Here is a 9,223-nt window from a genome sequence, read left to right on the forward strand (position 1 = left end):
GCAGGTGCAACAGCTCTGCATCGCGGCCCGCGACATTGACCGCCCGGATGTGGTGGCGGGCCTTCGTCCAGGGCATCGAGGCCAGCAGCCACTGGCCGGGTACCTCGGTCTCGAAGGGCTGCGCCGAAGCTTCCGGCACGACGCCCGTGTTGATCACCCGGTGTTCCAGGCAGAACGGCCTGCCGTCGGACAGGTGCAGCCCCTGCAGGAAGAGCCCCCCGGCATCGCCTTCGCTGCCATCCAGGTCCAGCCGCTGCCTGTCCTCGGGCGCGCGCGCCCGGATCTCGCGGTGCAGCAACTGCCAGCGGTAGCTGCGGCCAAGTGCGGTGACCTCATCCTCGATGTCGTTGATTGCCAGCACCGCGGACTGGGCGCGCGGCTGCGCCACCACGGTGCCCATGCGCTTGCGCCGCACCACGTAGCCCTCCTGGGCCAGCCGGGTCAGCACCTTGTTCATGGTCATCCGCGAGACCCCGTACTGCGCCGCCAGCTCGGTCTCCTTGGCCAGCTGGTGGCCCGGCTTCCAGGTGCCGTCGACGATCTTGCGGGTCAGCTCGTCTAGAATCCGGGAATGAAGCGTCTCGCTGGGTCCGGTCGCCAAGATGCCTCCGTGGGTGATGTGCCGATCAGGGGATCGGGGCGGGTGCCATCCGGCAGGGAGGGCCGGGAAAGCCTAGCGCCTCGGACAGGCTGTCACAACCGGCGAGGCCGGGAAGGTGGGGGCGGGGCCGCGGGGGCCCGACGGGGTATCGCATGCCGGCGCTTGCTGGATTTCGTGAGCCCAAAAAGCAAACGCCCCGGGCCGGTACCGCGGGGCGTCTGATTTGGTTGCGGGGGTAGGATTTGAACCTACGACCTTCAGGTTATGAGCCTGACGAGCTACCGGGCTGCTCCACCCCGCGCCAATCTCCGGGAGAGTGTCTCTCCATCGGATGGAGCCCCGATGTATCCCGACCTTCCGGCAGGCGCAAGGGCCCTCGAACGGTTTTTTTGACAAAAACGTAAAACTCTTTCCAATCTCGGCGGGCGCGCAGCTTTGTGATCACGATGGCCTGTTTTTCGCAATAAAAACAAAGCTGTTTGGGGAGGGCCCTGCTGCGGGCCGGGCGGGCCCCTCAGAACCGGCATCGGCAGGGAAACGGGGGGCTGACCTGAGCTGCCGCCCTGAACCGCCTCCCTTGTGCCGGTCGCACGCTCGCAGAAAGCGCAGGGCGGGGCAGCACGCGGGGAAGAGGAGGGTCGGCGCGCCTTGGGTCTTGCAACCGGCGGCGTGGCTGTACACAGAGGCGATGCATGCAGCGGACTGGACCGGGACGCGTCGGATCGGCGATCCGCGACGGCCGGGCCTCGGGAACGGAGCCAGAGACCGAATGACCCCAAGGATCTGGGCCCCGCCCCTGGTCTTCTTTGCCAACGGCCTGATCTACATGTCGCTGATTTCCCGCTTGCCGGACGTGACCGCGCGGGCGGGCATCGGCGCGGGTCAGCTTGGCCTTGCCATGGCGGCTGTTCCGGCCGGCGTGCTGCTGGCGCTGCTGGTGTTGCCGCGCCTCTCGGCCCGTTTCGCCGCCGAAACCATCGCCAGGGTGGCCCTCTGCCTGTCGCTGGCGATTGCCGCACTGACCGGCTGGGTGGGGCTTTACGGCCTGGCGGCGCTGTTGCTGGCCTTCGGCTTCGCGCGGGAGGTGCTGGAGCTGGCGCAGAACCAGCTTGCCCGCGCCGCGGAGCTGCGCTCGGGGCGGGGCGGCATGGCGCTGGCCCATGGCGGCTGGAGCGTCGGTGCGCTGGTGGCGACCGGGCTGGCCAGCCTGCTGATCGCCGGGCAGGTGCCGGTAGCGCTCCACCTGCTGCTGGTCGGCATTCCGGCCATCGTGCTGGCCTTTGCCACCCTTGGGCGCGGCGCGCGTCCGGCGCCGCTGGCGGTCTCGCCGGGCTTTCCCCGCCCGGACCGCTATACGGTGCTGCTGTTCTGCGTCTCTCTCGGCTTCATGGCGACCGAGAACATGGTCTATGCCTGGGGCCTGTTCTACCTGCGCGAAGAGGCAGGGTTTTCACCGGCGACCGCGACCCTGGTCTACAGTGCCTTCGCGGCGGCAATGATCCTGATGCGGCTGACCGGAGATCGCCTGCGCGACCGGGTGGCGCGGCGGCCTCTGCTGGCGGTGATGGCGGTGCTGGTGCTCTGCGGGCTGGCCCTGCTGCTGGTGGCGGCCCCCCTGGCGGGGCGGGGACAATGGGGGGTGGCGATCGCCGGTCTGGCGCTGGCCGGAGCGGGGGTGGCGTTGAATGCGCCCATCCTGGCGCGCGCGGCGCTGGATCATGGCGCAGCCAGCAGCTTTGCCGCGCTCTCGGGGCTGAACCTGGCCGCGGGCATGGCGCTGCCGGTGCTCTATGGCGGCTTGGCCGCGACACTTGGCTACTGGGCCTGTTTCGCCGCTTCGGCGCCGCTGATCCTCTTCAGCGCGATTGCCGCGCGGCGCCTGCCCGACTGAGGACTGAGGGCGGCCCGGAGGCCTCAGATCGCGCGCGAGCGGCTTTCCTGCGGCGTCTGCCCGAAGGCCCGCCGGAAGGCCGTGGCAAAATTGGCCGGCGAGGTGTAACGCGCGATATGCGCCGCCTGGGCGACGCTGACGCCGTCCTCGGCCAGGGCGCGGCGGGCCAGGCGCAGCCGCTCGGCGCGCAGGTAGGCGCTGGGGCTCATGCCGAACTGCTGCTTGAACAGCCGTTGCAGAGACCGCCGGTTGCGGCCGAGCGCATCCTCCATGGCATCCAGCGACAGGTCCTCTGAAAGGTGGTCGAGGATATAGAGCCGCAGCCGGTCGGCGAGGCCCGAGGCCGGGGGCGCCGCGCTGTCGGGACGTCGCCCCGAGGCGCCCTCGTCCAGGGCGCGGCGCAGCACTTCGAGGCCGCGACTCATGCGGAAGAGGCCGCGTTGCGCGGGGTCCTCGGCTTCGGGCGGACGGATGATCAGGCCGGCGAGGCGGCAGACCTCGGGGCCGGGGCGCCAGATGCGGATATCGAGATGACTGTGCATCGAATGGGCCGGGCTGCCGCAGTCGCGATCGGGCATGTCGTCGAGCCATGTGCAGGGCAGTGCCAGCGAGATCTTGCGCAGCGGCGCCCCCTGCGAGGCCTGGTAGCGCAGCGGCGTCGGGGTCTCGATCCGCATCATCATCGCGGCGGGGCGGCTGCGGGCATCCAGTTCGACTGGGTGTCCGTCGAGGGTGAAATGCTGGTAGCCCGACAGCAGGATCAGCAACTGGAACTTGGGCAGCACATCGCTGGGGGTCGGGTTGCCGACGCCCGGCACCACCTCGTCCAGCACGCCGATCCGCAAGTCTCCGGGAAACCGCTCTACACTCATCTTGTCCGTCCTGTCGGGGATCCGCTCCGGCACGGGTGTCGTTCCCGCAAAGATCATAGTCGCGGCGGAAAACGTCGGCTCGCTGGACCCATGCCCCGGTGTAGTTTATCCGACCAAAATAATCAAGAATGACGGCGCGGCCCTCACTCGGGACCGCCCAAGGCCTGCGAGAAACGGGATAGACAGATGACAGAGATGCAGATGACCCGCGCCGGGGTGGCTCCGGTGCGGCAGGGACTTCTGTGGGCGGCGCTGCTGACCACGACGGCGATCACGGCCCCGGTGGTACATGCCCAGGAGGTGACGACGCTGACGCCGATCGTGGTCGAGGCCTCCGAGGAAGAGGCTGGCGGCCCGGTCGAGGGCTACACGGCCACCCGCAGCGGATCCGCCACCAAGTCCGACACGCCACTGGCCGAAACGCCGGTGGCGGTCTCGGTCGTCACAGCCGACCTGATCGAGGACCAGGGCGCCAACTCGGTCGCCGAGGCGCTGCGCTACGTGCCCGGCACCTTCTCGGAATACCGGGGCACCTCGAACCTGCATGACGAGGCCTCGCTGCGCGGCCTCGGTGACCGGGCCTTCGCGACGAAGTTCCTGGACGGGCTGCTGATGGGGCAGTCCTCGATGGGCCAGCTTGATCCCTACTACCTGGAGCGGGTCGAGGTGGTGAAGGGACCAGCCTCGCTGACCTATGGCCAGGTGGTGCCGGGCGGTGTCATCGCGCAGTTCTCCAAGCGCCCGACCGAGGCGGGTGGCAACGAGGTGGTCGCCGGCCTCGGCTCGGACGGCTACCAGCGCATCAGCGCCGACCTGCAGGGCGACCTGAACGCCGAGGGCACCGCGCGCTACCGCATCGTCACCTCGGCCTGGAGGCAGAACCTGCAGAACGAGCTGGACCAGAGCCGCTTCCTGCTGGCCCCCTCGGTCACCGTCGACCTGACCGAGGCGACCAGCCTGACGGTCAGCGCGCTCTACCAGAACGAACCCGACGCGGGGCACCGGGGCTTCCTGCCGCTGACCGGCACGCTCGAGCCGACCTCGACCGGCTACATGCTGCCGCAGGACTTCGTCAGCTTCTCGCCGGCCTATGACAAGGCCACCCGCGAGACCTTCGCGCTGGGCTATGACCTGGAGCATGCGTTCGACAATGGCCTGAGCCTGCATCACAGCGCGCGGGCCACCAGGATCGACGCCACGCAGCGCGGCGCGACCCTGTGGTCGCACAGCAGCAGCGACGGCTACACCTTCCCGATCTACGTCTTCGACAGCAGCGACGAGCTGACCCAGCTGTCCACGGATACCTATGTCGAGGGCGACTTCCTGACCGGCGGCGTGGATCACCACGTGGTCGCGGGGCTGGACTACAGCTGGTCCGAGCTGAACTCAGCCTATGCGCGCGATGACGGCAGCACGCTGGAATTCGACTTCTCGACCCTGAACTACATCAGCTACGCCGATGCGACCTCGGTCACGCTGGATGGCTATACCTCGACCACCGACACCACGATGCAGCAGACCGGCGTCTATGTGCAGGACCAGATGCGCTTCGGCAACTGGGGCCTGTTGCTGGGCGGCCGCTACGACTGGGTCGAAACCGACGTGGCCGAAACCTACGCGGCAAGCTGGGGCAGCGGCGCCTCGGAGGACAGCTACAGCCAGGAGGCCTTCTCGGGCCGCGCGGCGCTGTCCTACGACTTCGGCAACGGGCTGATGTCCTACGTCAGCTACTCGACCAGCTTCGAGCCGGTGACCGAGCTGGACGACGACGGCAACGCCAGCTTCGATCCCACCACCGGCGAGCAGTGGGAACTGGGCGCCAAGTGGCTGTCGGCCGATGGCAACGTGATGCTCTCGGCGGCGCTCTTCGACATCAAGAAGAAGAACATCGTCGAGACCGTGGACCTGGGTGGGGGCCTCAGCGAGAGCCAGCAGGTCGGTCAGATCTCCTCGACCGGGATCGAGCTTGAGGCCCATGCCCGGCTGAGCGACCGGCTGAGCGTCGTGGCGGGCTACTTCAAGGCCGATCCGCGCTATGACAGCGGCGACTACGAGGGCAACCAGATGCATATCGTGCCGCTGGAAAGCGCCTCTCTCTGGGTGAAGTACGGGGTCAATGACCATGTCGACGCCAGCCTTGGCATCCGCCAAGTGGGCAAGACCTGGGGCGACCAGGAGAACACCGTGACGGTGCCCGAGTACACCCTTGTCGACCTGGGCCTGGAAGCCGACCTGGCGATGATGGGGCTGGAGGGGATGACCGCGCAGCTCAACGTCCAGAACCTGGCGGACAAGCGCTATGTTACCTCCTGCGCCTTCGGCCGTTACTGCTGGCTGGGCGAGGGGCGCACGGTGCAGGCCAGCCTGACCTACCAGTGGTGACCGCCTTGATCCGCAAGACCCTGACCCTGCTCCCGGCGCTGCTTGTCAGCGCCGGGTTCGCCCATGCCGAGGCGCCGCAAATCGGGCAGGGGCTGCCCCTCGGCCCTGCCACCGTCATGGCCCCGCTGGATCTTCCCGCCGGCAGTTACGTGGTCGCCACACTCAGCGCCGCGCATCCGGTCACGCTGGAGCTGATGACGCCGCAGGGCCCCTACCGGCGGCTGGTCGATGCCAAGGCGGGGCAGCAGTCGCTGCATTTCGTCCTGCCCGGGGCGCGCGCCTGGCTGAAGATCTCCGGCGGCCCCGCCGAGCTGACCTTCGAGCGGATCCTGCCGCCCGCAGCGCAGCGCGCCGACGCGCCCCGCGTCTGGCCGCTGGCCGAGGCCGGATCCCTGCAAAGCCCCGCGCTGCAGGGCCTTGCCGCAACCCTGTCCTCGGGCGGCGATACCTCCGGCTTCTGGGCCGACCGCCAGGCCGAGGGCACGCCCATGGTCGAACCCGGCCCGACGCCCGACGCCCGTATCGTCACCTTCTTCTGGCGTGGCGCGGCGCGCAATGCGCGCCTCGTCGGCGGCCCGTCGAATGATCACACCTGGCTGCAACGGCTGGGCGACAGCGATGTCTGGTTCGCCAGCTTCGAGGTGCCCGACAGCCTGCGCCTGTCCTACCAGATCGCCCCGGACGTCCCGCAGGTCGAGGGCAGCTTCCGCGACAGGCGGGTGGCGCTGCTGGCGACCCTGCAGGCCGATCCGCTGAACCGGGCGCCGGTCTGGCCCGGGGCGGCGGATCGCTTCAACCAGGCCTCCTCGGTGGCGCTGGAGGCTGCGCCCGAGCAGCCCGGCATGACCGGCCCGCTGCCCGAGGCACGGGGCCGGATCGAGCAGGTCCGTTTTGCCTCCGGGGCGCTCGGCAACAGCCGGAGCCTGCAGCTTTATCATCCGCCCGAGGGCGGGGTGGGCACGCCCGTCGTGCTGGTGGTCTTCGATGGCGAGCGGTTCACCGATGACCGCGCACCGATCCCGCAGATCCTCGACCGGCTGGTGGCGACGGGGCGGCTGCCGCCGGTCCATGCGATCTTCGTCGACTCGATCGACAGCGCCACCCGCTCGGCGGAGCTGCCCTTCGACGCCACCTTCGCGCAGGTGCTGGCCGACGAGATCCTGCCGCTGGCCGAGGCGCGCTTCGGCCTGACCCATGATGCCGCCCGCACGGTGCTGGCCGGCGCCAGCTACGGCGGCCTTGCCGCGGCGCGGATCTCCCATGAGCAGCCGCAGGCCTTCGGCGCCTTCCTCTCGATGTCGGGCTCTTTCTGGGCCGCGCCGGAGGGGGCCGGGGGGGACGGCGTCTACCTCTCGCAGCTCTACCGCGAGGCGCCGCGTCCCGCGCTGCGCGCCTGGCTGTCCGCCGGGATCTACGAGACCGCGCGCGACGGCGATCACGGCATCCACGACACCAGCCGCGACCTTGCCGACACCCTCGCGGCACAGGGCAACGAGGTGCAGTTCCGCTCTTACGCCGGGGGGCATGACTACCTGGTCTGGCGCGGTGCCCTGGCCGAGGGACTGCTGGCGCTTTTCGGCCAGCCGGAGATCGGCTCTGAGTAATTGCCCGGATTTGGGCATTTACCCGGTAGCTGAGAGGCGCTAGGCAGAAGGCCCGGCCCGCGCGGCCATGAGGAGGGGGGAAGGCAATGTCCTGGCTTGGCATCGACATCGGCACATCCGGCATCAAGGCGCTGCTGACCGATCCCGGCGGCCGCGTGCTGGCCGAAGAAACCGTGGCCCTTGGCCGCGCCGTGCCGCAGCCCGGCTGGTCGGAACAGGATCCGGCCGAGTGGTGGCAGGCGACGCTGGCCGCCGTCGACGGGCTGAAGGCCCGCGCGCCCTCGGCGCTGGCGGATCTGCGCGGCATTGGCCTGTCGGGCCAGATGCACGGCGCGACGCTGCTGGACGCCGCGGGAGAGGTGCTGCGCCCGGCCATCCTGTGGAACGACGGACGCGCGCACCAGGAATGCGCCGCTCTGGAAGAGGCCGCGCCGGACCTGCGCGTCATCACCGGCAATATCGCCATGCCGGGGTTCACCGCGCCGAAACTGCTCTGGGTCGCCCGGCATGAGCCCGGGATCTTCGCCCGCATCGCCAAGGTGCTGCTGCCGAAGGACTACCTGCGCTACCGGCTGAGCGGCGAGTTCTTCTCGGACATGTCCGACGCGGCGGGGACGCTCTGGCTGGACGTGGCCGGGCGGCGCTGGTCGGACCGCCTGCTGGAGGCCACGGGCCTCACCCGGGATCACATGCCCGCGCTGGCCGAGGGCAGTGCCCCGGCAGGCGGGCTGAGCGGGGCCCTGCGCAGCCGCTGGGGAATCACCGGCCCGGTGGTCATCGCGGGCGGCGGGGGCGACAATGCGGCCTCGGCCTGCGGCATCGGGGCGGTGACGCCGGGGCGGGGCTTCGTCTCTCTCGGGACCTCGGGGGTGCTCTTCGTGTCGAACGACGGCTTCCGGCCCAATACCGAGGGCGCGGTCCATGCCTTCTGCCATGCGGTGCCCGGCACCTGGCACCAGATGGGGGTGATCCTGTCCGCTGCCGACAGCCTGACTTGGCTTGCGGGGCTGACCGGGCGCAGCGCCGCCGACCTGGCTGCCCTGGCCGAGGCCGAGACCAGCGCGCCGGACGAAGAGATCTTCCTGCCCTATCTCTCGGGCGAGCGCACGCCGCATAACGATGCCGGCGCGCGGGGCAGCTTCGCGGGGCTGTCGCACCTCTCGGATCCGGCGCGGATGACCCGCGCGGTGATGGAGGGCGTGGCCATGGCCCTGCGCGACTGCCAGCAGGCGCTGCTGGCGGGCGGGGCGCAGATCGGCGACCTGGTGGCGGTCGGCGGCGGTGCCCGCTCTCGCCTCTGGCTCGAGATCGTCGCGACGCTGCTGGAGCAGGAGATCAGCCTTCCCGAGGCCGGCGACTACGGCGGCGCCTTCGGCGCGGCACGGCTGGCCCGGCTGGCGGTGACCGGAGAGGACCCCGCCGAGGTCTGCGCCCCGCCCCCCGTTGCCGCGCGGATCGCGCCCCGCGGCGATCTGATCGACGCCTATGCGGCGCAACATGCGCGGTTCCGCGCGCTTTACCCGGCCATCGAGACCGCGCGCCGGGGCTGACCCCGCCCCCGCGCTTATGGCCTGACACCTAGGCAAGCCCCGGACGCGCCTGCGCTTTTCCGGGGTCTCGCGGTTTCTTGAAGCGGGGATGCGGGGCTTTTCCTGCTATGGGCCGAAAAAATCATTCCAGCCGCGACGGAAACGTCGCCTTTGCCCGTATACTTCCTGACGTTCTCGACCCGGTGCCGGTTCCCCCGGCCCGCATGGTCCGCATTCGGAGACCCCCATGACCAGAAAGCCTTCCGCCCTCCGGCCGTTCCGTCGCCTGCTGTTGCTGGTGTCTCTCGCCCTGCTGCCCGCCGCGCCCGGCCTGGCGCAGTTCG

The 9,223-nt window shown here is 69.9% G+C and carries 6 protein-coding genes and 1 tRNA gene; 4 read left to right on the forward strand and 3 right to left on the reverse strand.

Annotated elements, in window-relative coordinates; all coding sequences use genetic code 11:
- The coding region (locus OS124_RS24285; protein ID WP_010139448.1) for a GntR family transcriptional regulator at window positions 1-601 on the reverse strand (601 nt) is incomplete at its 3' end.
- Between the two features lie 224 nt (window positions 602-825).
- Window positions 826-902: transfer RNA gene (locus OS124_RS0110070), tRNA-Met, on the reverse strand.
- A 468-nt stretch (window positions 903-1,370) separates the two neighbouring features.
- Here OS124_RS0110070 and OS124_RS0110075 point away from each other — a divergent pair.
- Window positions 1,371-2,492 carry an MFS transporter gene (locus OS124_RS0110075; protein WP_010139449.1) on the forward strand — a complete coding sequence of 374 codons (1,122 nt, stop codon included), beginning with the start codon at window positions 1,371-1,373 and terminating at the stop codon, window positions 2,490-2,492.
- A gap of 23 nt (window positions 2,493-2,515) precedes the next feature.
- Here OS124_RS0110075 and OS124_RS0110080 read toward each other — a convergent pair whose 3' ends face one another.
- A complete protein-coding gene (locus tag OS124_RS0110080; RefSeq protein WP_168161460.1) occupies window positions 2,516-3,364 on the reverse strand; it encodes a helix-turn-helix transcriptional regulator in 849 nt (282 codons plus the stop codon).
- A gap of 186 nt (window positions 3,365-3,550) precedes the next feature.
- On the opposite strand from OS124_RS0110080, the gene OS124_RS0110085 reads away from it, so the two are divergent.
- The 3 genes from OS124_RS0110085 to xylB all read left to right on the forward strand — a co-directional run bounded on the left by OS124_RS0110085 (window position 3,551) and on the right by xylB (window position 8,900).
- The gene (locus tag OS124_RS0110085; protein WP_010139451.1) at window positions 3,551-5,746 is read left to right on the forward strand and encodes a TonB-dependent siderophore receptor; all 2,196 of its coding nucleotides are present in this window, start codon (window positions 3,551-3,553) and stop codon (window positions 5,744-5,746) included.
- Window positions 5,747-5,751: 5 nt separating this feature from the next.
- On the forward strand, window positions 5,752-7,350 hold the full coding sequence (locus OS124_RS24290; RefSeq protein WP_138919490.1) for an enterochelin esterase domain-containing protein: 1,599 nt from the start codon (window positions 5,752-5,754) through the stop codon (window positions 7,348-7,350).
- Window positions 7,351-7,436: 86 nt separating this feature from the next.
- Complete coding sequence (gene xylB / locus OS124_RS0110095; protein ID WP_010139454.1) at window positions 7,437-8,900, forward strand: xylulokinase; 1,464 nt, start codon at window positions 7,437-7,439, stop codon at window positions 8,898-8,900.
- The last annotated feature ends 323 nt before the right edge of the window (window positions 8,901-9,223 follow it).

Origin of the sequence: Oceanicola sp. S124 (assembly GCF_000220565.1) — a bacterium.
Taxonomy (GTDB): Bacteria; Pseudomonadota; Alphaproteobacteria; order Rhodobacterales; family Rhodobacteraceae; genus Pseudooceanicola.

Bases quoted from the DNA above. Each gene is read 5' to 3' on its own strand.
- OS124_RS0110080 (WP_168161460.1), bottom strand. From the start codon at position 3,364: ATGAGTGTAGAGCGGTTTCCCGGAGACTTGCGGATCGGCGTGCTGGAC.
- OS124_RS0110085 (WP_010139451.1), top strand. From the start codon at position 3,551: ATGACAGAGATGCAGATGACCCGCGCCGGGGTGGCTCCGGTGCGGCAG.
- xylB (WP_010139454.1), top strand. From the start codon at position 7,437: ATGTCCTGGCTTGGCATCGACATCGGCACATCCGGCATCAAGGCGCTG.
- OS124_RS0110075 (WP_010139449.1), top strand. From the start codon at position 1,371: ATGACCCCAAGGATCTGGGCCCCGCCCCTGGTCTTCTTTGCCAACGGC.